The sequence below is a fragment of the Allobosea sp. LjRoot237 genome (assembly GCF_964253285.1).
Taxonomy (GTDB): domain Bacteria; phylum Pseudomonadota; class Alphaproteobacteria; order Rhizobiales; family Beijerinckiaceae; genus Allobosea.
Genome location: NZ_CAXUQP020000001.1, coordinates 1831680 through 1854333, shown reverse-complemented (window position 1 = coordinate 1854333; position 22654 = coordinate 1831680). Strand labels below are relative to the sequence as shown.

19 protein-coding genes are annotated in these 22654 nt (G+C 67.2%); 14 read left to right on the top strand and 5 right to left on the bottom strand.

Annotation, left to right across the window (positions count from 1 at the left end; translation table 11 throughout):
- The first annotated feature begins 79 nt into the window (after positions 1–79).
- The 11 genes from ACSQ24_RS08915 (at position 80) to ACSQ24_RS08865 (ending at position 11414) form a co-directional block, all read left to right on the top strand.
- Complete coding sequence (locus ACSQ24_RS08915; protein ID WP_436094342.1) at positions 80–1612, top strand: ABC transporter substrate-binding protein; 1533 nt, start codon at positions 80–82, stop codon at positions 1610–1612.
- Positions 1609–2565, top strand: coding sequence for an ABC transporter permease (locus ACSQ24_RS08910; protein ID WP_436094341.1), 957 nt, complete (start codon positions 1609–1611; stop codon positions 2563–2565). Before ACSQ24_RS08915 ends, ACSQ24_RS08910 begins: the two co-directional genes overlap by 4 nt.
- The gene (locus tag ACSQ24_RS08905) at positions 2562–3365 is read left to right on the top strand and encodes an ABC transporter permease (protein WP_436094340.1); all 804 of its coding nucleotides are present in this window, start codon (positions 2562–2564) and stop codon (positions 3363–3365) included. The genes ACSQ24_RS08910 and ACSQ24_RS08905 overlap by 4 nt, the downstream gene beginning before the upstream one ends.
- Positions 3366–3406: 41 nt before the next feature.
- Entirely contained in the window at positions 3407–4231 is an 825-nt protein-coding gene (locus ACSQ24_RS08900; RefSeq protein WP_436094339.1) for a creatininase family protein, read from the top strand.
- 68 nt (positions 4232–4299) lie between these two features.
- The gene (locus ACSQ24_RS08895) at positions 4300–5355 is read left to right on the top strand and encodes an extracellular solute-binding protein (RefSeq protein ID WP_436094338.1); all 1056 of its coding nucleotides are present in this window, start codon (positions 4300–4302) and stop codon (positions 5353–5355) included.
- Positions 5356–5369: 14 nt separating this feature from the next.
- Positions 5370–6425, top strand: coding sequence for an ABC transporter ATP-binding protein (locus tag ACSQ24_RS08890; protein WP_436094337.1), 1056 nt, complete (start codon positions 5370–5372; stop codon positions 6423–6425).
- The gene (locus ACSQ24_RS08885) at positions 6422–7261 is read left to right on the top strand and encodes an ABC transporter permease (RefSeq protein ID WP_436094336.1); all 840 of its coding nucleotides are present in this window, start codon (positions 6422–6424) and stop codon (positions 7259–7261) included. Before ACSQ24_RS08890 ends, ACSQ24_RS08885 begins: the two co-directional genes overlap by 4 nt.
- Positions 7258–8046, top strand: coding sequence for an ABC transporter permease (locus tag ACSQ24_RS08880; protein WP_436094335.1), 789 nt, complete (start codon positions 7258–7260; stop codon positions 8044–8046). The genes ACSQ24_RS08885 and ACSQ24_RS08880 overlap by 4 nt, the downstream gene beginning before the upstream one ends.
- 33 nt (positions 8047–8079) lie before the next feature.
- Positions 8080–8733 carry an RraA family protein gene (locus ACSQ24_RS08875; protein ID WP_436097856.1) on the top strand — a complete coding sequence of 218 codons (654 nt, stop codon included), beginning with the start codon at positions 8080–8082 and terminating at the stop codon, positions 8731–8733.
- Between the two features lie 87 nt (positions 8734–8820).
- Positions 8821–10422, top strand: a complete 1602-nt coding sequence (ggt, locus tag ACSQ24_RS08870) for a gamma-glutamyltransferase (protein ID WP_436097855.1) — start codon at positions 8821–8823, stop codon at positions 10420–10422.
- Positions 10423–10448: 26 nt separating this feature from the next.
- On the top strand, positions 10449–11414 hold the full coding sequence (locus ACSQ24_RS08865) for a 2-hydroxyacid dehydrogenase (RefSeq protein WP_436094334.1): 966 nt from the start codon (positions 10449–10451) through the stop codon (positions 11412–11414).
- A gap of 101 nt (positions 11415–11515) precedes the next feature.
- On the opposite strand, the gene ACSQ24_RS08860 is transcribed toward ACSQ24_RS08865, so the two are convergent.
- The 4 genes from ACSQ24_RS08860 to ACSQ24_RS08845 are packed head-to-tail and all read right to left on the bottom strand — an operon-like array spanning position 11516 to position 17077.
- Positions 11516–13120 carry a hydantoinase B/oxoprolinase family protein gene (locus ACSQ24_RS08860; protein WP_436094333.1) on the bottom strand — a complete coding sequence of 535 codons (1605 nt, stop codon included), beginning with the start codon at positions 13118–13120 and terminating at the stop codon, positions 11516–11518.
- A complete protein-coding gene (locus ACSQ24_RS08855; protein WP_436094332.1) occupies positions 13120–15171 on the bottom strand; it encodes a hydantoinase/oxoprolinase family protein in 2052 nt (683 codons plus the stop codon). The genes ACSQ24_RS08860 and ACSQ24_RS08855 overlap by 1 nt, the downstream gene beginning before the upstream one ends.
- A gap of 18 nt (positions 15172–15189) precedes the next feature.
- The gene (locus ACSQ24_RS08850) at positions 15190–16029 is read right to left on the bottom strand and encodes a PfkB family carbohydrate kinase (RefSeq protein WP_436094331.1); all 840 of its coding nucleotides are present in this window, start codon (positions 16027–16029) and stop codon (positions 15190–15192) included.
- Between the two features lie 34 nt (positions 16030–16063).
- Positions 16064–17077, bottom strand: coding sequence for an SIS domain-containing protein (locus tag ACSQ24_RS08845; RefSeq protein ID WP_436094330.1), 1014 nt, complete (start codon positions 17075–17077; stop codon positions 16064–16066).
- A gap of 192 nt (positions 17078–17269) precedes the next feature.
- Here ACSQ24_RS08845 and ACSQ24_RS08840 point away from each other — a divergent pair, with 192 nt between their 5' ends.
- The gene (locus tag ACSQ24_RS08840; RefSeq protein ID WP_436094329.1) at positions 17270–18016 is read left to right on the top strand and encodes a GntR family transcriptional regulator; all 747 of its coding nucleotides are present in this window, start codon (positions 17270–17272) and stop codon (positions 18014–18016) included.
- A gap of 67 nt (positions 18017–18083) precedes the next feature.
- Positions 18084–19409, top strand: coding sequence for an NAD(P)/FAD-dependent oxidoreductase (locus tag ACSQ24_RS08835; RefSeq protein ID WP_436094328.1), 1326 nt, complete (start codon positions 18084–18086; stop codon positions 19407–19409).
- A 178-nt stretch (positions 19410–19587) separates the two neighbouring features.
- Here ACSQ24_RS08835 and ACSQ24_RS08830 read toward each other — a convergent pair whose 3' ends face one another.
- Positions 19588–21114: an ABC transporter substrate-binding protein gene (locus ACSQ24_RS08830; RefSeq protein ID WP_436094327.1), complete on the bottom strand. Its 1527-nt coding sequence runs from the start codon at positions 21112–21114 to the stop codon at positions 19588–19590.
- Between the two features lie 374 nt (positions 21115–21488).
- On the opposite strand from ACSQ24_RS08830, the gene ACSQ24_RS08825 reads away from it, so the two are divergent.
- On the top strand, positions 21489–22646 hold the full coding sequence (locus tag ACSQ24_RS08825) for an NAD(P)/FAD-dependent oxidoreductase (protein ID WP_436094326.1): 1158 nt from the start codon (positions 21489–21491) through the stop codon (positions 22644–22646).
- Positions 22647–22654: the final 8 nt, after the last annotated feature.

Genomic DNA, 22654 nt, shown 5'->3' with positions numbered 1-22654 from the left:
TCCATGATGGCGCTGTTCTTGCTCGGCGCGGCAAAGCCCCAATCCGGCGCTCTCGCAGCCCGCCACTGAGGATCAAGCCATGACGCTCTCCCGCCGCACGCTTCTTGGAGCCGGTCTTGCAGCCCCGCTGCTGACCTCCCCCCTCCTGACCGGGCCAGCGGCGGCGCAGCGCGCCAACGGCATCCTGCGCTTCGGCCTCTCTGCCTTCCCGCCCAATCTCCAGCCCTGGGTCTCGACGGGCGCCTCGGCCGGGACGGTGAAGCTGCTGACGCATCGCAGCCTCGTCTCCTATGACAACAAGGGGCAGTTGCGCGGAGAACTGGCGGAATCCTGGGCAATCGACGCTGACGGTGCCTGGGTCTTCAAGCTGCGCCAGGGTGCCGTCTTCCACAATGGCGAGCCGGTGACGGCCGACGATGTCAAATGGTCGATCGAGCAGATCGCCGGCGAGAAATCGACCGCCTATATGCGGACGCAGTTCCAGGAGGTCGCGAGCGTCGAGATCCCGAACCCGCAAACGATCCGCCTGGTCACCAAGACGCCGCAGGCGACGCTGCCGAGCTGGTTCGGCAACTACAACACCTTCGTGATCTGGCGGAAATCGACGCCGAACGAACCGATCGGCGCCGGGCCCTTCCGGCTCGTCGGGCAGGAGCGCGGCACCTCGCTCGATCTCGTCGCGTTCGACAAGTTCTACAAGCCCGGCTTCCCCAAGCTGAAGGGCATCAAGTTCGTCGTCTACGCCGACGAGAACCTGCGCCATGCCGCCCTGATGGCCGGCGATGTCGACATGATCGAATACGTCCCCTGGCAATCCATGGCCGCGGTGGAGGCCGAGGCGCGGCTCAAGCTCGATGCCGTCGAGGGACCGTTCATGGACATCCTCTTCAACGGCACCAAGCCGCCCTTCAACGATCCGCGCGTGCGCAGGGCCGTGGCCCATGCGATCAGGCGCGAGGACATCGTCAAGGCTGCCTTCTTCGGCCGCGGCAAGCCGCTGGAAGGGTTGCCGATCGTCGAAGCCACGCCCTGGTGGGACAAGGACCTCTCACGCGGCTGGGCCTATGACCCCGCCCGTGCCAAGGCGCTCCTCGCGGAGGCCGGCTTCGCCAACGGCTTCCAGACGACACTGCTTTCGACCGCGCAGTTCGGCATGCACAAGGATACCGCCGAAGTCGTCCAGCAGCATCTTTCCGCCGTCGGCATCCAGTGCGAGCTGCAGCTGCCGGACTGGTCGACGCGCGTCAGCCGCGGCTCGCGCGGCCAATACGACATGGCGATCCATGGTGTCTCGGCCGACAACAACGACCCGGACGGGCTCACCGTCGTGCTCGACACCTCGCTCTCGCCGAGCCACGGCCGCTCCTTCAAGGTCGAGGCGCCGCGCACCATTGCCGCGCTCGCCAAGGGGCGCTCCGAGTTCGACCAGGCCAAACGCGTCGAGATCTACAAGGAGATGCAGCGCGCCGCCCTCGAGGAGGTGCCGCTCGTCGGCCTCGCCTGGCGCTCGCAGGGCTACGGCATGGACAAGGGCGTGAAGGGCTTCACCAACCTGCCCGGCGCGCTGACCACCTCGTCGGGCGGCATGCTCGAGGAGACCTTCTTCGGATGACCGGCGTCTGGCTCACGCATCGCATCGCGGTCTCGCTGATCCTGGCCTGGCTCGTCGCAACGATCGTCTTCCTCGCCCTGCACATGGTGCCGGGCGATCCGGCCGAACTCCTGCTTTCGACCGGCGGCATCTCGCCGGACCCGGCCTCCGTCGCCGAGCTTCGCCAGAAGCTCGGGCTCGAACGGCCGCTCCTGACCCAATACGGTGCCTTCCTGGCCGGGCTGCTGCGCGGCGATCTTGGCACCTCGCTGGTCGACGACTATCCCGTCCTCCACGAAATCGCGCTGCGCCTGCCGCGCACGCTCGAACTCATCTTCGCCGGCACGCTGCTGGCGATCATCACCGGCGTTCCCGCCGGCATCTACGCTGCGATGCATCGCGGCGGCACATTCGATCGTTGCGCCTCGGGCGTGACCGCGCTTCTGCTGGCGATCCCGGTCTTCGTTGTCGGCACTCTGCTCGTGCTGCTCTTCGCGCAGACGCTGCGGATCATGCCGGCCGGCGGCTTTACACCCTTCGCGCAGGATCCCCTCCTCCATCTCAAGCTGCTGACCCTGCCGGCGATCGCGATCGGCAAGGGTCTCGCCGCCGTACTGTTCCGGATGACGCGCGCCGCCATGCTCGACGCGCTGGCCAACGACTATGTCCGCACGGCCCGCGCCAAAGGCCTCGCGCCAGGCCGCGTGCTCGTCGTGCATGTGCTGCGCAACGCGCTCAACCCCGTCATCACCGTGCTCGGCCTGCACATGGGCACGCTGCTCGGCGGCACGGTGCTGGTCGAATATGTCTTCAACTGGCCCGGCCTCTCGACGCCGCTGCTGCGCGCGGTCGAGGCGCGCGATTATCCGATGGTGGTCGGCATCGTGCTGACGATTTCCGTGCTGTTCCTGCTGATCAACCTGATCGTCGAAATGCTCCACGCGGCGCTCGACCCGAGGATCGGCGCACGATGAAACGGCTCTGGCTTCCAGGCGCCTTCGTCGCGCTGATCCTGCTGCTGGCACTCGCCGCTCCGCTGCTCGGCCTGCCCGATCCGGTGCGGCAGGACATCGCGCGCCGCCTCGCCGGACCGATGTCGGGCTCCTGGCTCGGTCGCGACGAATTCGGCCGCGACGTGTTCTCGCGCCTGATATGGGGCGCGCGCACCAGCCTCTCCGTCGCCTTCGCCTCGGCGTTGACGGCCGGCATCATCGGCGTCGTGCTCGGGCTGATCGGCGGCTGGTCGCGCGGCGTCGGCTCATTCCTGTCGGTGCGCAGCATGGACATCATCCTGTGCTTCCCGCCGGTGCTGCTGGCGCTGCTCGTCGTGACGTTGCTGGGACCGGGCGCCGCTACGCTGATCCTGGTGCTCTCGGTGCTCTACCTGCCGGGCTTTGCGCGCGTGACCTATTCGGAGGTTCTCTCGGTGCGCGGGCGCGACTATGTCGAGGCGACGCGGGCGCTCGGCGCCCCGACCTGGTACATCCTGTTGCGCACCGTGCTGCCGAACATCGCTGGCCCGGTGCTGGTGCAATTGTCGCTCGCCGTCGCCGCCGCCGTGGTGCTGGAGAGCGGCCTCTCCTTCCTCGGCCTCGGCGTCGTGCCACCGGCGCCCTCATGGGGCCTGATGATCCGCGGCGCGCGTGCCACCATGGAGCAGGCGCCGCTGCTGCTGGTCTGGCCCTGCGCGGCGCTGACCCTGACCATCCTCGCCATGAACCTGCTCTGCGACGCGCTGCGCGACGCAGTCGATCCACGCACGGCGGGACGCTGACCCCGCTCCCCTCTTCCACCAGCCTGAACAGGAACCAGACCATGGCTGCCAAGACCGATCCGCTCGTCCATATGGGCACGATCTCCGGGGGCGAGGCCCGCGAGATCCTGAAAGGCAATCCTGTCATCCTGCTGCCGATGGGCAGTCATGAGGACCAGGGTCCGCATGCGCCGATGGGCGACTATCTGCTCGCCGAGAAGATCGCCGAACTCGCCGCCATCCGTGCCACAAAGGCCGGCACGCGCACGCTCGTCGCCCCCGTCCTGCCCTTCGGCGGCGCCGACTGGTTCGGCTCGATGACCGGCGGCATCGCGATCTCGCAGGCGACGCTGACCACCGTCATCGCCGAGATGGTCGACTCGCTGCATCGCAACGGCCTGACCCGGATCATCGTCATCAATGGCCATGGCGGCAATGTCGGGCCGATTTCCGAGGTGGCACGCGAGCTTTACCTGCGCGAGCAGATGGTGCTGCCGAGCCTCTATCTCTGGCGCATCGGCTATGGGCTGCTGCCGTCGATCGTCGGCGCAGAGAAGGCCGCCGCCGTCTCCGGCCATGGCGCCGACCCGCTGACCTCGATCGGGCTGCATCTCTTCCCGGAACTGATCCGCAAGGACCTGATCCCGGACGGCAAGCCGCTCAAGCGCGATCCGATCCTCGACCTGCCCTTCACGGGACTTGGCACGGCCTCCTTCGAGGGCGCCGAGGTCGCGATGCCCAACGAATATGACGAGGTCTACAATCTCGGCGTCGCCAAGGGCGATCCGAAGCTCTGCTCGGCCGAGACCGGGGCGGCGCTGACCGAGAAGCTGACCGAGATCTGCGCCCGCTTCATCGCGCATTTCGCCAGCAAGGTCGAAGCCTGAGCCCAGTCTGCCCATTACAATCCGGCGCGCGGCGCGCCGCCGGTCCAGCAACCAGCAGGAGGTGTCTCATGCTCTCACGTCGTCTCGTCCTTCAGGCCGGCCTCGCGACCGTGGCTGCGCCTGCGCTGGTGCGCGCGCAACCCGGCCTCAGCGGCACGATCACGTTGATGTCTTATGCCGGCATCTTCCAGGACAACTACACCAAGGCCGTGATCGAGCCGTTCCAGCAGGCGCATCCGGGCGTGAAGGTCAACTACGTGCCGGGCGGCACCTCGGCCCAGATGGTCGGCAGCGCTCGCGCCCAGAAAGCCGATCCACAGGTCGACGTCACGATCATGGACGTGACGACATCGAGCATCGGCAATAGCGAAGGCCTGTTCGAGAAGCTCACCCCCGCCGAGTTCCCGGTGCTGAACGAGCTCCTGCCCGAGGCGCGCGCCGCAGGCGGCGACTACGGCCCGGCCGTGACCTTCGATCATCTCGTGCTGGTTTACGACGCGACGCTGCAGCCGCCGCTGGCCAAGCTCGCCGATCTCTGGCGGCCTGATCTCAAGGGCCTGCTCGCCGTCTCCGCCCCACCGAACATCCAGGGGCTGGCGCTCACCGCCATGGTTGAAAAGATGGAAGGCGGCGACCATCGCAAATCGATCGACGCCGCGATCAGGAAGCTCAAGGCGCTCGCCCCCTCCGTGAACACCTTCGAGCCGAACCCGGACGGCTATTCGCTGATCCTCAATGGCGTGGTGAAGGTCGCGACCGGCTGGAATGCGCGCTCGCAGCTCTATGCCGACCAGACCAGCGGCAAGATCGCCACGCTGCTGCCGCCCGAGGGTTCGGTCTTCCAGATCAACACGATCAACCTGACCACAGGCTCGAAGAACCGCGCGGTGGCCGCAGCCTTCGTCAACCATGCGCTGTCGCAGCCGGCGCAGAAGGCCTTCACCGAGCGAATGTTCTACGCGCCGACCAACGGCAAGGCGCAGATCGACCCCAAGGCGATCGCGCGCACCGCCGCCGCGCCGGAAAGCCGCTCGCGGATGATCGATCTCGACTGGAACGAGGTGATCAAGGTACGCGACCAGTGGAACAACCGCTGGCGCCGCGAGGTGGTGACGGCGCGCTGAGCTGAACCGGACCCATGAGCTATCTCGAACTCTCCGGGCTGCAGAAGCGCTACCGTGACACCGTCGCGGTCGACGACGTTTCGCTGTCGGTCGAGAAGGGCGAGGCCGTCGCGCTGCTCGGCCCCTCCGGCTGCGGCAAGACGACGACGCTGCGCATGCTGGCTGGCCTCGTCGATCCCGATCGCGGCGCGATCCGCCTCGACGGCGCCGAAGTCACCAGGCTGCCGGCGCATAAGCGCAACATGGGCTATGTCTTCCAGTCCTATGCGCTGTTTCCGCATCTCTCCGTCGCGCGCAATGTCGGCTTCGGTCTGGAGGAGCGCGGTGTCGCCAGGGCTGAAATCGCCCGGCGTGTCGCAGAGGCGCTGGCGATGGTCAGGCTCTCAGGGCTCGATCAGCGCCGTCCGCGCGAGCTTTCGGGCGGCCAGCAGCAGCGCGTGGCGCTGGCCCGCTCGCTCGTGATCCGGCCCTCGGTTCTGCTGCTCGACGAGTCGCTCTCCAATCTCGACGCCAAGCTGCGCGACACGATGCGCCACGAGATCCGCTCGATCCAGCGCTCGCTCGGCATCACCACGCTCTTCGTCACCCATGACCAGGTCGAGGCGCTGACGATGTGCGACCGGATCGCGGTGATGCATCGCGGTGGAATCGCGCAGATCGGCTCTCCCGAGGACATCTATGAACGGCCGGCGACACGCTTCGTCGCTGAGTTCGTCGGCCGCGCCAATGCCCTGCCGGCGACGCGCGATGCGGAAGGGCGCGTCGTCCTCTGGGGCGAGAGGCTCCCCGTCGCCGCGCCCGCCAGTGGCGAGTTCGACCTGTTCGTGCGCCCGCAGCGTATCCGTATCCTGCCGATCTCGGAACCTGTCGCGGAGAGCATGATGCGCGTGACCGGCAAGGTGCTGCGCAGTGTCTTCGTCGGCGACCATGTCGAGGTTCTCGTGGAGGGTGCCGACAGCCAGATCCAGGTCGAGCTGCAATCGGGCACGGCCCTGCCGCAGGAGGGCGCCGAGGTCGCGCTCGTCTGGCACGCGCGCGACACGCTGCCTTTCCCGCGCGAAACGGCATGAGCGACGCACGCCTCAAATGGCTGCTCCTGCCGGCCGCGCTGTTCGTCCTGGCGGTCTACGCCTGGCCGACGCTCGGCCTGTTCCGCAACGCCTTCAACGAGACCGGCCCGACCGGCGCCATGGTCGAGACCTGGTCGCTCAAGACCACGGCCGAGGTGCTCGAGGACAGCTTCACCTTCGAGCTGACGCTGAATTCGCTCTGGCTCTCGCTGAGCGCGACGCTGCTTGCGCTCGCGCTGTCCTATCCGGTCGCGCTCTTCCTGTTCCGCACCAACTCGCGCTTTCGCGGCCTGCTCGCGGTGGTCGCGATCATGCCGATGCTGATCTCCGGCGTGGTGCGCGTCTTCGGCTGGCTCGCCATCCTCGGCGACCGCGGCCTCGTCAATTCGCTGGCGCAGTCGCTCGGCCTGATCTCGGCGCCGATGAAGCTCGTCTTCAACTGGACCGGCGTCACCATCGGGCTGGCCGAGAGCATCATGCCCTACATGATCCTGGCCCTGCTCGCCGGCTTCGGCCAGCTCGACCGGACGCTGGAAGAAGCCTCGCGCTCGCTCGGCGCCACCCCAATGCGGACCTTCCTGCGGGTGACGCTGCCGCTGAGCCTGCCGGCATTGGCGCTCGCCGCAGGGCTCGGCTTCGTGCTCTCGATGTCCGCCTATATCACGCCGAAACTGCTTGGTGGCGGCCGCGTCTTCGTGCTGGCGACCGAGATCTTCGAGCAGGCGACGACCAACGCCAACTGGCCGATGGCCTCGGTGCTGGCGATCTATACGCTCGTCCTGCTGCTCCTGCTGCTCGTCGCCTCCAATCTCGCAGCGCGGGGGCTGAGGCGATGAACGGAGCCGGACGCGTTCTCTCCAGCCTCGCAGGCCTCGTCTATGCACTGATTCTGGCGCCGATCGCGATCGTCGTCGCGCTCGCCTTCTCGGCCGACAACTTCATCCTGTTCCCGCCCTCGGGCTATTCGCTGCGCTGGTTCAGGGCGCTGAGCGCGCATGGGCCGCTGCTCTCGGCGCTCTGGCTCAGCGTCCGGATCGCCAGCGTGGTGACGCTGTTCTCGCTCGTCATTGGCGTGCCCGCCGCGCTGGCGCTGGCCAAGGGGCGCTTTTCGGGGCGTGACGCGCTGACGAACTTCTTCCTCGCGCCGCTCCTCCTGCCGACGCTGATCACGGGTCTCGCCTTGCTGCTGTTCTTCACACCGCTGCGGCTGACCGCGACGCTGCCCGGCCTCGTGCTGGGACATATGACGGTCACCGTGCCCTTCGTCATCCGGATGATGACGACCGCATTCTCGACATTGCCCGACGACATCGAGGCTGCGGCGGCGACGCTGGGTGCCAGGCCGTGGCGTGTGGTCCGGCGGGTGACGCTGCCGCTGGCGACGCCCGGCCTGATCGCCTGCGCCTGCCTGTCCTTCCTGCTCTCCTTCGACGAGACGGTGATCTCGCTCTTCCTGTCGGGCCCGCGCGCCGCGACCCTGCCAGTCGAGATGGTGCGCTATGTCGAAGGCCGCACCGACCCGCTCGTCGCGGCGCTATCGGTCGTGCTGATCGTCGCGACGCTGGTTGTCGTCGTCATTGTCGAACGTCTTGTCGGCGTCGCGCGCGCTGTTGGAAAATAGGAGATTCCCGTGCCCGATTACCGCATCGCCCCAATGCCGGAACAACTGCCGGCCGCGCTTGTCGAGAAGCTGCAGAAGGTCGAGACGGCGACCATCGGCCATTCCCAGCACTGGGGCTTCATGGATCGCGGCATCCAGCCACTGCTGCGCGGCAAGCGCATCGCGGCAGCGGCCGTGACGCTCGCCATTCCTGGCCAGGATTCGACGCTGCTGCACCACACGCTCGGTCTGCTGCGGCCCGGCGACATCCTCGTCGTCGACCGGCTCGGCGACGACAAGCATGCCTGCTGGGGCGGCGGCGTCACCGTCGCGGCGAAGGTGGCCGGCGCGATCGGCGGCATCATCGACGGCCCCTGCACCGACCTGACCGAGATCGAGGACTCGGATTTCCCGATGTGGTGCCGCGGCATGTCGCCGATCACCACCCGGCTCTACAACCTCGGCGGGACGCTCAACCTGCCGATCTCCTGCGGCAATGTTCCCGTCAAGGCCGGCGACGTCATCCTGGCGGACGAATCCGGCGTGCTGGTGCTGCCGCGCGACGAGGCAGAGGCGATCGCCGACGCCGCCATCGCCCGGCAGGAGCGCGGCGAACGCAACCAGGAGCGGGTGAAGGCCGGCGAGAAGCTCGGCGACATCTCCGGCGCGACCAAGATGGTGCTCGACGCGCTCAAGCAGAACGGCTGAGGGGACAAGCCCGTGAACGCGATCGCCCCCGTGCCGCGACTGGCCCCCTTCACCTGCGAGAAGCGGCCGGCCGTTGGCTCGCGCGGGATGGTGGTGACCAACCACCCGCTCGCTTCGGCGGCGGGCTCGCAGATGCTGCTCGCGGGCGGCAATGCAGTCGATGCTGCCGTCGCCTCGCTCTTTGCGCTGACGGTCGTGGAGCCGATGATGGTCGGCATCCTCGGCGGCGGCATCGCGCATATCCGCATGGCCGATGGCCGCCATGTCGTGCTCGACGGGCTTTCGACCGCGCCGCTCAAGGCGAGCGCCGAGATGTATGACTGCCTCTCCGACGAGGTCGGTCGGCAGCGCGACGTGCGCGACCGGCTCAACGTCGTCGGGCCGAAGGCGGTCGCGGTTCCCGGCGCGCTCGCCGGCTGGTGCGAGGCCCTGGCGCGCTTCGGCACGCTCTCGCTTGAGGAGGTGCTGCAGCCGGCGATCGCCTTGGCCGAACGCGGCTTCGTCACCACGCCCTATCTCTCCAACTGCATCACCGACAATGTCGCCGATCTCGCGCGCGATCCCGGTCTTTCGGCGCTGCTGCTGGCGGGAGACAAGGCGATCGAACCCGGCACGCGGCTCGTTCAGGCCGACTATGCCGCAAGCCTGCGCCTGATCGCCAGCCAGGGTCCGGCGGCGCTCTATGACGGCCCGCTCGGCAAGGCGCTGACGGATTTCATGGCGGCGAATGGCGGCTTGATCGATCAGGCCGACCTGTCCGCCTACAAGGTCGCGACGCGAGAGCCCGTGCGTGGCAGCTATCGCGGCTATGAGATCGTCGGGCCGCCGCCGCCCTCCTCCTCGGGCGTGCACATCGTCCAGATGCTCAACATCCTCGAGGGCTACGATATCGGTTCCCTCGGCTTCGGCTCGGCGGATGCGGTGCATCTGCTGGCGGAAGCGCTCAAGATCGCCTTCGCAGACAGGGCCGTCGCCACCGCCGACCCCGCCTTCATCAAGGTCCCGGTCGAGCGGCTGATCGACAAGGCCTATGCGGCCGAGCGGCGCGCTCTGATCGCGATGAACCAGGCCAAAGGCTGGAGCGCCGGGCTCTCCGGTGGCGAATCCGCCGACACGACCCATGTCACGGTCGCCGATGCAAAGGGCAATGTCGTCACCACGACCCAGACGATCAACGGGCTCTTCGGCGCCTGCACGCAGATCCCCGGCACGGGGATGCTGACCAACAATTACATGTTCAATTTCGACCCGCATCCCGGCCGCGCCTTGTCGATCGCGCCTGGCAAGCGCGTCTTCACCTCGATGGCACCGATGATGGTCCTGCGCGACGGCAAGCTCGCCTTCGCGCTCGGGCTACCCGGGGCCCTGCGCATCTTCCCCTCGGCCCTGCAGGCGATCGTTAACCTGATCGACCACGGCATGAGCCTTCAGGAAGCGGTCGAGGCGCCGCGTGTCTGGACCGAGGGCGGCGCGCTCGAACTCGAGGCCGCGATCCCGGACAGCGTCGCGGACGAACTCACCGCGCGCGGTCACAGAATCCTCCGCATGCCGCGCATCGCCGGCGGCATGAATGCCATCGCCTTCAACCCTGACGGCACGCTGACAGGCGCGGCCTGCTGGCGCGCCGACGGCACCCCCGTCGCGATATCCGGCGGGCTCGCGCGCGAAGGCGTGCGCTTCACCATCTGACCCTTTTTGCGACCGGATTCCTGACCATGCCCGAAACCATCGTCCTCCTCGACATGACCGCCTCCGAGCGCGCCGAGAAGCTGCGCGCGCTGCTCCCGCCCGGCTTCGTGCTGACCCACGGCACGACGCGCGGCGACGCGCACATGAAGGAGATCATTGCCGAGGCCGACTACGCCATTTCCGGCCAGGTCGGCGTTTCGGCCGATGTGCTGCGCGCAGCCAGGAAGCTGAAGCTGCTGCATAAATGGGGCGTCGGCGTCGACAATATCGACGTCGCGGCGGCGAAGGAGCTCGGCATCAAGGTTGCCCGGACCACAGGCAGCAACGCCGTGCCGGTAGCCGAGTTCGCGCTCGGCCTGACGCTCGCCGCGCTGCGCTTCATCGGCTATGGCCACGCCGAACTGAAGAAGGGCCATTGGCGCACCGGGCACATGCCGGGCGACGCCTACACGCTTTCGGGCAAGACGGTCGGCATCGTCGGCTTCGGCGCGATCGGCAAGAATGTCGCCAAACTGCTCAAGGGCTTCGGCTGCACCATCCTCTATGCGAAGCGCCAGCCGCTCGACGCCGCGCAAGAGGCTGCGCTCGGCGTCAGGCACGCTTCGATGGCGGAGCTTCTGGCGCAGTCCGACGTCGTCTCGCTGCATTGCCCGCTGACGCCGGAGACCACCAATCTGATCGATGCCGCCGCCTTCCGGGCGATGAAGAAGACGGCGGTGCTGGTGAATGTTGCCCGCGGCGGCGTCGTCAACGAGGCCGATCTGGTCGTGGCCCTGCGCGCAAAAGAGATCGCAGGCGCGGCGATGGATGTCTTTTCCGTCGAGCCACTGCCCGCCGACAGCGAGTTGCTCACGCTCGACAACCTCGTCGTGACGCCGCATCTCGCCGCCATGGCCGCCGACAATTTCGCGCCGACCGTGAGGCGGATGTTCGCCAATATCGAGCACGTCTCTCGTGGCGAGCCGGTGCCGCCGCTCGATCTCGTGGTGTGAAGGCGCGTCTCAGAAGCTTCGCGAAAACCTGCCGTGACGACCTGTTTCCTCGTCATGGTCGGGACAACAAGCCCGACGATGACGATCGTCCATCAGTCGGGTCAAATCCGCCCCTCGGCAAGGTCCCGCGCCCGCGCTTCCGGGCTGCGTTCGGACGCCGGGCCATAGCCGCCGGCGCCGGGTGTGATGATCTCGACGATCTGCCCAGCCTCCAGCGCGCCATCACCCTTGACGAAAGGCTCGACGCCCTCGCTGAAGACGAAGGAGCCGCCCTGCCCCGGCCCGCCGCCGGCAATGCCCCAGGGCTGTGACTTCAGCCGCGAATTATCGATATTGAGCCGGCAAGGCGCCTCGGCGCGGTAGACCCGGCGCAGGCCCATGCCCCCCCGCTGGCGGCCCTGCCCGCCCGAGCCGTCGACGAGTTCATAGCGCAGCAGCGTCAGCGGATATTCGACCTCCAGCGCCTCGACCGGCAAGTTCGAGGTGTTGGTCATGTGGACATGGACGCCGTCGAGGCCGTCCTTGGTCGCACGCGCGCCGCTGCCGCCGCCGATCGTCTCGAGATAGACCCAGAGATCGCCGCTGCCGGGCTGCGCGCCCATGAAGGTCGCTGCTGCTACCGCGCCTGAACAGGCCGCGATGACGCGCACGGGGACGGCCTGGGCGAGTGCGCCATGGATGAGGTCGACGACACGCTGGCAGGACGCGATGCGTCCGTTCACCGCTGCCGGATGGACGCAGTTGAGCACCGTCCCTTGCGTCGCGGTGACGGTGAGTGGCCGTGCGAGGCCGGCATTGGGCGGGATCGTCGGGTCGGCGACCGTCTTGACGGCGTAATACACCGTCGAGAGCAGCGCGGTGTAGACCATGTTGAAGCCGGTGCGCATCTGCGGCGGCGAGTCGAAGGCGAGCGTCATCTCCTCGCCAGCGACGGTGATCTCGACCGAGAATGTCAGCGGCTCGTCGATCTCCGGATTGTCGAAGGAATCCTCGAAGCGATAGACGCCGTCGGGAATCGAGGCGATGCCGGCGCGCATCTTGCGCTCGGCATAATCCTGCAGTGCCTTGCCAGCGGCCAGCACGGTCGAGCGGCCGTATTTGTCGCAGAGCGCGCGCACGCGCTCGACGCCGAGCCTATTCGCCGCCATCTGGGCGCGCAGATCCGAAAGACGCTCGCGCGGGACCTGGCAGTTGAGCAGGATGAGTTCCTGCACGTCCTTCATCAACACCCCGCCGTCATAGAGCCGGATCGGCGGAATGCGCAGGCCTTCCTGATAGATATGGGCGTGGCCGCGATCGGCGAAATCGGAGTGATGGGCCGTGTTGACGGCCCAGGCGACCATCTCTCCGTCATGAAAGATCGGCTCGGCCAGGACGATGTCGGGCAGATGCGTGCCGCCGCCCTCATAGGCGTCGTTGCCGATGAAGACGTCGCCCGGCTTCATCTCGGCGATGGGATGGCGTTTCAGGATATGCGGGATGATGCCGATGAAGGAGCCGAGATGCATCGGGATATGCTCGGCCTGGCAGAGCGTGTTGCCCTCGACGTCGAAGAGCGCCGTCGAGCAATCGCGGCGCTCCTTGATGTTGGTGGAATAGCTCGCCCTGACGAGCGCCTCGCCCATCTCCTCGGCGATCGAGGCGAAGGAGGAGCCAATGACCTCGACGGTGATCGGATCGACGGCAACGGATGCGGTCGCGTTCATCACGGCGTCTCCAGGATCAGGTTGAGATAGGGCTCGACGCGGGCGGTCATGCCGGGCAGCAGCACTGTGGTCGCGTCCATCTGCTCGATGATCGCCGGGCCTTCGATCAGGTTGCCCGATTGCAACGCGTCGCGGTCATAGATCGGGCAATCGACAAAGCCTCCCGCCTCGGGGAACCAGACCTCGCGCTGGCCTATGATGGCGGCAGAGGCATCCGGACCGGCATCGGGCTGCGGCCGGAACTCGGCCTTCGGCACGAAACCGATCGCCTCGACGCGGTAGGTGACGAGTTGCACCGCCTCGCCCTCGGCGATGAAGCCGTAGAGCCGCTTGTGCGCGTCGGCGAAGCCTTCAGCGAGAGCAGCGATCGTCTCGGTCGTGATCGACCCGTCCGGCACGTCGATGGCGAGTTCGTAGTTCTGGCCATGATAGCGCAGATCGGCGGTGCGCCTGACCTTGCGATCGGCGGGGGCGACCTTCTCCTCGGCGAACCAGTGCTCGGCCTGCGCTTCGAGACTGGCGAATATCTCGGCCATGTCGGCGGCCAGCCCGTCACCGAGCGTCGCCAGGCGCGTCGTCGCAAAATTGGCGCGCAGGTCGGTAAGCAACAGTCCGAGCGCACAGCCGATGCCGGGATTGCGCGGCACGATGATGCGCTTCATCTCCAGCTCGCGCGCGAGACGGGCGGCATGAAGCGGCCCCGCCCCGCCGAAGGCAACAAGCGCATAATCCCGCGGATCATGGCCGCGCTGGACGCTGATGACGCGAATGGCCTTGGCCATGTTGGCGGTGACGACCGAGATGATGCCCTGCGCCGTCGCCATCAGGTCGAGGCCGAGCTTGTCTGCGATGCGGCCGATCGCCTGCCGTGAGAGCGACTGGTCGATCGGCATGCGCCCGCCGAGCAGATGCGTCGGGTTCAGGGTCTGCAACACGACATTGGCGTCGGTGACGGCCGGTTCGGTGCTGCCGCGACCATAGCAGACCGGCCCGGGATCGGCGCCGGCGCTGCGCGGCCCGACCTTGAGCAGGCCGCCCGAATCGATCGCCGCGAGCGAGCCACCGCCGGCGCCGACCGTGTGGATGTCGAGCATCGGCGCCTTGATCGGGTAGCCGTGGACATTGGCTTCGCTGGCGAGCTTGGCTTCGCCGTTACGCAGCAGCGCGACGTCCGAAGAAGTGCCGCCCATGTCGAAGGTGATCAGGTTCGCGATGCCGGTCATGGCGCCGATCGCCTGCGCCGCAACGACGCCGGTCGAAGGCCCCGACAGTACGGTCCGCACCGGCAGGCGCGCAGCCATGTCGAAGCCGATGACGCCGCCATTCGATTGCGTCAGATGCGGCGTCCCGGTGACGCCGAGTTCCTTCAGCCGCCCGGCGAGGCGCTGGATATAGCCTTGCATGACGGGGCCGAGATAGGCGTTCACCACCGCCGTCGAGATGCGCTCATATTCGCGGAATTCGGGCGCGACCTCATGCGAGGTACAGATGAAGGCGTCGGGAAACTCCTCGGCGACGATGCGCCGTGCGATGTCCTCATGCTCGGGCCTGACGAAGCCATAGAGGAAGCCGATGGCGATGGATTGGACGCCCGCGGCCTTCAGTTCGCGGGCCGCCTGGCGCACGCCCTCCTCGTCGAGCGGCGTCTCGACCGAACCATCATGGCGCAGGCGCTCAGCGACGCCGAAGCGCAGATCACGGGTGACGAGCGGCGGGGCCTTGTCGGCCTGGAGGTCGTAGAGATCGGGGCGCTTCTGGCGGCCGATTTCGATCAGATCGCGGAAGCCGTCGGTGGTGATGAGGCCGGTCCTGACACCGCGATGCTGGATCAGGGCGTTGGTGCCGACCGTCGTGCCATGGCCGAAATAGACGACCTCGCTCGGCCTGGCGCCAACGCGCTCGGTGCCTTCCTGCGTGCCGAGCGCGATGGCGCGGGACGGATCGTCCGGCGTCGAGGGCACCTTCCAGACCGCGACCTGCCCGCTCGCATCGTCGAAGAGGCAGACATCGGTGAAAGTCCCGCCGGAATCGATCCCGATACGCCAGGCCATGATCTCAAATCCTCCCGTTCAACCGAGCGCCGTCTCTGCGGCGGCTGACCATGGCACGCCATGGCCAAAGCCACCCTGATAGGCGCAGACCGCCGCCGCATTGGCCGCACCGGCGGCCAGTGCCTCCGGAATGCTTTTCTCCTCCAGCACGGCCAGAAGGAACGCGGCGATGAAGCCGTCGCCGGCGCCCAGCGTATCGACGATCTGAGCCTGGGTGATCCCGCTGTGGTGGAATACCCCACCTGCCGTCGCCAATGAGCCACGCTCGCCGCGCGTCACCACCACGAGGCCTGGCCCGGCATCGGCACAGCAGCGCGCGAGGTGGCGGCATTCAGCGTCCGAACCGGAGGGGAAGGATAGGAAGGCGATGTCGAGACGAGGCAGCGTCGCCGCCAGATTGGCGTCCGTCCAGCGCTCGGAGAAATCGTAGGAGAAGCGGCGCACGGCACGACGGAGCGTCTCAAGATCGGCGTCGAGCCCGCTATAAATGCTCGAATGCACCAGATCAAAGCTGGCGATATAGGCGATATCCTCAGGCGAGAACCCGCCCCATCGCCCACGCACCCCGTGCTGCGAGCGCAGGAAGCGGCGGTCATTGCCATCATGGCCGATGAAGGCGCGGGCATTGTCGCCGGCAAGCCTGCGGCAGCGGCTGGTATCCACACCCTCCCGGCGCAGGGCGTCGACGACCAGCATCCCACCCTCGTCCGAGCCGAGACAGCCGAGATAGCCTGTCTCGGCGCCGAGCCGGCGGGCCAGGACCGCGACATTGACCGCATTGCCGCCGGGAAATTGCAGGCCGCGATCGACATAGGTGTCGACCGTGTTGTCGCCGAGCCCGAGCAGCCTGTGGGTCATTGGCGTGTCCTCGGCCCTTTCCCCGCGACCTTGCTCAGTACGCAACCTTCCACATGTAGCGGCGGGTCGAGAGCGGCTGATTGTGGAGCACTGACAAATGCGCCGCCATGCGCTTCAGCGCCGACTGGAGGATATAGGGAGCGACGATCGGACGAATCTCCGGCGCGATGCCCTTCATCGCGAAATCGCGCGAGTCATATTTCATCACGCGCTCGGCATGGGTGTCGCAGAACGCCGAAACGCGCTCCATCAAGGGGCGGCTCGGATCTTCCCCGGTGATCAGGATGAGCGGCGTGCTGCGGTCGATGATCTCGAAGGGGCCGTGGAAGAACTCCGCCGCCTCGATCGGATAGCTGTGCAGCCAGAGCATCTCCATCAGGATGCAGACCCCGAAGACATAAGCCGTGGTGAAGCCCGGCCCCGAGGCGACATGATAGAAATTGCGGTCCTCAGCATAGAGGCGTGCGTCGGCTACGGCGCGCTCCTCGTTCTGCTCTGCCGCATCGCAGATCGCGCCGGGCAGCGCGTCGAGCGAGGAAACGAGCTTGTCGCCGAGAGGCCAGCCTTCCTTTTCCGCCATGACTCCGCCGACCAGCGCCTGCATCAGCATGAACATGGCCACGAAGGATTCGCTGGTGTCGCCGACGATGAAGCGTTCGGGAACGGATTGGCTCAGCGGCTTGTCGGCGTGTTGGCTGAAGGCCACGACCTTGCAGGGCTTGTCCTTCAGGAATCCCGCGGCGGCGACCGTCTCCGGCGTCGTGCCGGATTTGGAGGCGAGCAGGACCAGCGTGCGGCCGTCGAGCCGCGGCGGATCGACCGCCATGAACTCCGCCGGGAAATAGCGGCGCACCTCGATGCCCGGGGAATAGTGCTCGAGCCAGTATTTGATGCCAGCCATGGCGCGATTGGCCGAGCCACAGGCAACGAGATAGATTCGGTCGATATCGGGAGCGAGGCGGCGGCCGAACGCGAAGGCCCGTGGCACGGCGGCGCGGGTCTGCGCGAGCCCCTCCTGCACGCGAGCGCGATCGAAAGCGATGGACATGGAGAGTGTCACTTCCAGGCGGCAAAGAATTGGTATATACCAATCACCTATACCAATTCCTGTCAACCATAGTCCAACCGATCCATGGATCAGCTCGATTGCGACGGACTTGCGCGTTTATGCGCCCGGGAGATGGAGTCGACGCAATCTCCGCTATATGCGGAAGCGGGAAGCATCCGAAAGACGCCAGCCATGCGCGACCCAGTGAAGCGGGCCAAGCCAATCTATGTCGAGGTGCAGGATTACCTGCTCGATCTCATCAGCGGGCCAGATTATGGCCCGGGTGATCGCGTTCCGTCCGAACGCGCGCTCGCTGACACGCTTGGCATCAACCGCATGACCGTGCGCAAGGCGATCGACAAGCTCGTCGATCGCAATGTGCTGGAGCGCAACGGCACCAGCGGCACCCGCGTCCCGCTGGTCCAGGTGACGCGCCCGATCGAGGTGCACTCGACCCTCGGCATCACCCGCCTCATCCGCAATGCCGGCGGCAAGCCCGGCAACAAGCTGCTGCATTTCGGCGAGGAAAAGGCGACCGAGAGCATCGCGCACCGGCTCGGCATCGCCGTCGGCGCCGATCTGATCATGTTCCGCCGGCTGCGAACCGTGAACGACGACCCGTTCTGCATCGAGACCAGCTACCTGCCGGCGGCGCGCTTTACCGGCCTCGTGGCGGAAGACCTCGTTGGCGGGCAGTCGCTCTACGAATTGCTGAAGGCCCGCTACGGCGTCGAGGCCAGTGCGCGCGACCGCGAGATCGGCGTCGGCATCGCAACGGACCTGGAGGCCCGCCTGCTCCTGCTCCAGCCCGGTTCGCCCACTTTGGTGTTGAGACTGGTGGCACGCGACGGCAACGGCGCGCCGATCGAATACATGAAATCGGTTAACCACCCTCATCACGTCGTCTTTCGCAATTCCACCCCTGCCCCACAGGACTGACCATGCCGCGGCCTGCCTTTCGCCCTCGGTCCAAGGCCGGATTCCCGTCTCCGGTTGGGGAGCGCATGTGATGGGCATCACCATCGAGACGATCGCCCCCGATGCCACCCTGCCGAAGAGCAGCGACGTCGTCGTCATCGGCGGCGGCATCATCGGCATCATGACCGCGCTCTTTCTCGCGAAGGACGGGATTTCCGTCACGGTCTGCGAGAAGGGCGAGGTCGGCCATGAGCAGTCGGGCCGCAACTGGGGCTGGGTCCGGATCATGGGCCGCGATCCCGGCGAGATCCCGCTCGGGCTGGAAAGCATGCGGCTCTGGTCCGAGATGGACAAGCTCGTCGGCGGCGATACCGGCTTCACCCGCTCCGGCATCGTCTACGTCGCGGATACTCCCGCGGCGCTCGCCCAGCACGAAGCCTGGCTCGACCATGCCAGGCAATACCAGCTCGATTCGCGCCTGCTGAGTTCGCGCGAGATCGAAAGCGTGCTGCCCGGCTGCAAGCGCGCCTTTGCGGGCGCACTCTTCACGCCGAGCGACGCCCGGGCCGAGCCGCAAAAGGCCGTGCCGGCGATGGCGCGCGCGCTGCGCCGGCACGGCGGTGCCGTGCTGACGCGCTGCGCCGTGCGCGGCATCGAGACCACGGCCGGCCGGGTCAGCGCCGTGGTGACGGAGCGCGGCACGATCGCCTGCTCGCTGGTCGTGCTGGCGGGTGGAGCCTGGTCGCGCCTCTTCCTCGGCAATCTCGGCATCGACTTTCCGCAACTCAAGGTGCTGGGGTCCGTGCTGCGTACCGAACCGCTGAACGGCCCGCCGACCCATGCCGTGGGCGGCTCGGACTTCGCCTTCCGAAAGCGTCAGGACGGCGGCTACACCATCGCCCATCGCGGCGCGAGCACCGCCGAGATCGTGCCGGACTCGTTCCGCCTCTTCGCTGATTTCCTGCCATCGCTGGTGAAGCAGCGGCACGAGCTCAGGTTGCGTCTTGGGTCGCGTTTCCTGGAAGAGGCGCGGACGCCGCGGCGCTGGTCGCTCGATGAAGTCACGCCGTTCGAGCAAACGCGCGCGCTCGACCCTGCGCCCGTCGCCTCGATCCTGAGCGAGGCGCAGGCCAATCTGATCAAGGCTTTCCCGGCTTTCGCCGGCCTGAAGATCGCACAGGCCTGGGGCGGTTTCGTCGATGCGATGCCCGACGCCGTACCCGTGATCGGCGAGGTGCCGCGCCTGCCCGGCTTCTTCATTGCCAGCGGCTTCTCCGGCCATGGCTTCGGCATCGGGCCAGGCGCCGGGCGGCTGATCGCCGATCTCGTCAAGGGCACCACGCCGCTGATCGATGCCAAGCCCTTCCGGCTCGAGCGCTTCGCCCGGCTGGAGCGCACGACGCGAGCGATTTGAGAAGCTGCCCCGTAGATAGTTCCATCTCGCGCGTCATCCCGGACAAGCCGCATAGCGGCGCCGCTCCGGGATCCATCGTAGAGCTCCAGCGCCTTTCGATGGATTCCGGAGCTCCGCTTCGCTCCGTCCGGAATGACGGAGCTTGGTTGGAGCAAATCGCAGCATGCTCCAGGACAGATCAGCCCAGCGAGGTCTCCTCCAGCGAATAGGCCGAAAAGAAATTCGTGCCGCCCGGCAGAGCCTTGAAGCCGGTGACGCCCTTGACCATGCCATAGCCCTGGGACCGCCAGGCGAGGCCGACGAGCGGCGCCTGCTCCAGCGCGAGCTTCTCGAGCTCGGCGTAGATGGCCTTTCGCTTGGCGATGTCGAACTCGGCCCGGCCCTTGGCGAAAAGGGCGTGGATCTCCGGCGTCGGCAGGCCGAAGCTGCGCGAGATATTCGCCGGCAATTCGCCATCGAGCAGCGGGGCGAGCCCGTCGGGATCGTTGTTGTCGGCCGTCGTGCCCTGGACGCAGAATTCGTAGCGGCCTTTGCCGCCGAGATCGACCCGCGAGGCCCAATCCGGCAGGTTGAGCTTCACATCGATGCCGATCTCACCGAGATGGGCCTGCACCACCTCGGCGGTCGATTTGTGCATGCCGTATTGCGCCGTCGAGAGCAACGTGCAGGAAAAGCCGTTCGGCATGCCGGCTTCCGCCATCAGCTTCCTGGCCCTGTCGGGATCATAGCTCCAGAATTTCGCCCGCCCGGCGTCGTAATAGGGGCTGGTATCGGGGATCGGGATACCCTGGAGCGGCGTGCCGCGTCCGAAGAAGGCGGCCTTGACGATGTCCTCGCGCCGGATGGCGAAGCCGACCGCCTGGCGCAGGCGCGGATCCTTGAATGGCCCGCTCGTGCCGTTGAAGTTCAGTCCCATGAACGGACCGTTGGCGGCAACGAGATTGAGGCGTGGGTCCCTCTCGATCGCCGCCATGTGCTGCCAGGGCACATATTCGATCAGGTCGATATCGCCAGCCTGGAGCGCGGCAACGCGCAGGTTCTCGTCGGCATAGGCCGTGAGCTTGATCCCTGCGAGCTTGGGCAAGCCCGGCTTGTAGTATTTGTCGAAGGCGGCGACCTCGATCGAGACGCCGCGCTCCTGGTCCTTCACGGTGAAGGGGCCGGCGCCGACGCCGAGGCCGCGCCCCTCGATCGAGCCCTTGGCGACGATCGGCGCGTGCGGGCTGGCGAGCCAGATCGGCAGCGTCACCGTCGGCTGCTTCATCACGATGCGGACGGTGCGGGCATCGGGCGTCTCGATCGTCTCGATGCCGCCGAACTCGGCCCTGAGGAAAGCGGTGGAATTCGGCGCGGCGATCTGCTCCAGCGTCCATTTCACGTCGTCGGCCGTCACGGGCTTGCCATTGTGGAAGCTCGCCTGCCGCAGCTTGAAGACCCAGCCGGTCTCGCCATCCTGCGTCCAGGATTCCGCGAGCTCGGGCCGAACCTCGCCCCTTTCGTCGAAGCCGGTCAGGCCGCGGAAGATCAGGAGCTTCACGGTCAGCGCGGCGGTGCCGGTATGGACCCATGGCTGCAGGCTCGGCGGAAAACTCGACAGGCCGAAGCGCAGGACCTTCCTCGCGAGTGTCTGGGAGAAGGCAGAAGCCGAAACCAAGGGAAAGCTGGCTCCGGCGGCAAGAAGGGCACGGCGCGAAATCATCGTCATCGGAGATCCCCTTGTTGTCGGCCTGAGGAGCAGCATGGATTGGTGTATACCAAACGTCAATTCGCGTTTTTGACCTGGTAATGGTGCGCGTTTCTTCGGAGCGAGGCGGCTCTCGGGTCTTCGGCGATTTCTGCGCGCCCTTGCCGCTGGCGTCCTTGACAGCGTCGAGCGGCTTGAATGGTATATACCAACCTTACCAATGCCGGTCGTCGATGACATGGCGAAAGCCGCCGCGTTCCACTGAGTTGCCTGAAGGAGATGCCCCGTGAGCGAGATCATCAAGGTCGAGTTCGAGGTCACCGCCTATCGGCGCCGCCGGCCGGACAAGGCCGAAAAGCGCATCAGCGTCGACCTCTCCTGAGCCGGCCTGGCCGATGCCGGATGTCGTCATCGTCGGAGGCGGGATCAGCGGCGCAGCCGCCGCTTACGAGATCGCGCGCGCCGGCCATTCGGTGATCCTGTTCGAGGCCCGCAGCCTCGCGGCCATGGCATCCGGCTGGACATTGGGCGGCGTCAGGCAATCCGGGCGCGATCCGGCGGAGCTGCCGCTGGCGAAGGCCGCGGTCGAGCGCTGGGGCGGGCTCGACGAGGAACTCGGCGCGCCGACCGGCTATCGCCGGCGCGGCAATCTGCGCCTCGCCCGTACCGAAGCCGAGGTCGAGATCATCCGCGAGTTGGTCGTCGAGCAGCGCAAGCTCGGGCTCGCGATCGACTACCTGCCCGACAAGGCTGCGATCCGCGCGATCGCGCCGGCCATCGGCCCCGCGGTCCTCGCTGCCTCGTTCTGTCCGGGCGATGGCCATGCCGACCCGATTCCGGCAGTGCGGGCTTTCGCGACCGCCGCCGCACGCCATGGCGCGACCATCCGCGACGGCATCGGCGTGCGTTCGCTGACGCGAACCGGCGACAGGGTCACCGGCGTCGAGACATCGGAGGGCGAGAGCGTCCCTGCGGGGCGTGTCATCCTGGCGACGGGCATCCATGCGCCGGAGCTGTTGCAGCCGCTGGGCCTCGACCTGCCGTTGCGGGTCAAGCTCGTCTGCGTCCTGCAGAGCGTGCCGCTGCCGCCGATCTTCGAGCAGGTCTTCGGCGTCGCCAATGCCGATTGCGCCGGCCGGCAGGAGATCGACGGGCGGCTGCGCGTCACCACCGGCATCGGCGATTGGCCCTTTGAGCCGGCCTCCTGGACTACGGATGCGCTGGCGCCGCGCGCGGCGGACATCGGCGCGCTGATCGAGCGGGTCTCGCATGTCCTGCCGGCGCTGGCGGATGCTGGCGTCGCGCGCGTCTGGGGCGGACTGATCGACCTTACGCCGGACGCCCTGCCGGTGATCGACGCCCATACCGGTGTTGACGGCCTGATCGTCGCGGCCGGCTTCTCCGGGCACGGCTTCGGCATCGGCCCGGTCACCGGCGAAATCCTCGCTGACCTTGCGCTGTCGAAGCAGTCGCGCTTCGATCTTGCCCCTTTCAGACTAGGCCGTTTTGCCGAGACCCCGGCGAACGACGCCGCCCTGACGCTGCACGGCTAGAGGATTTG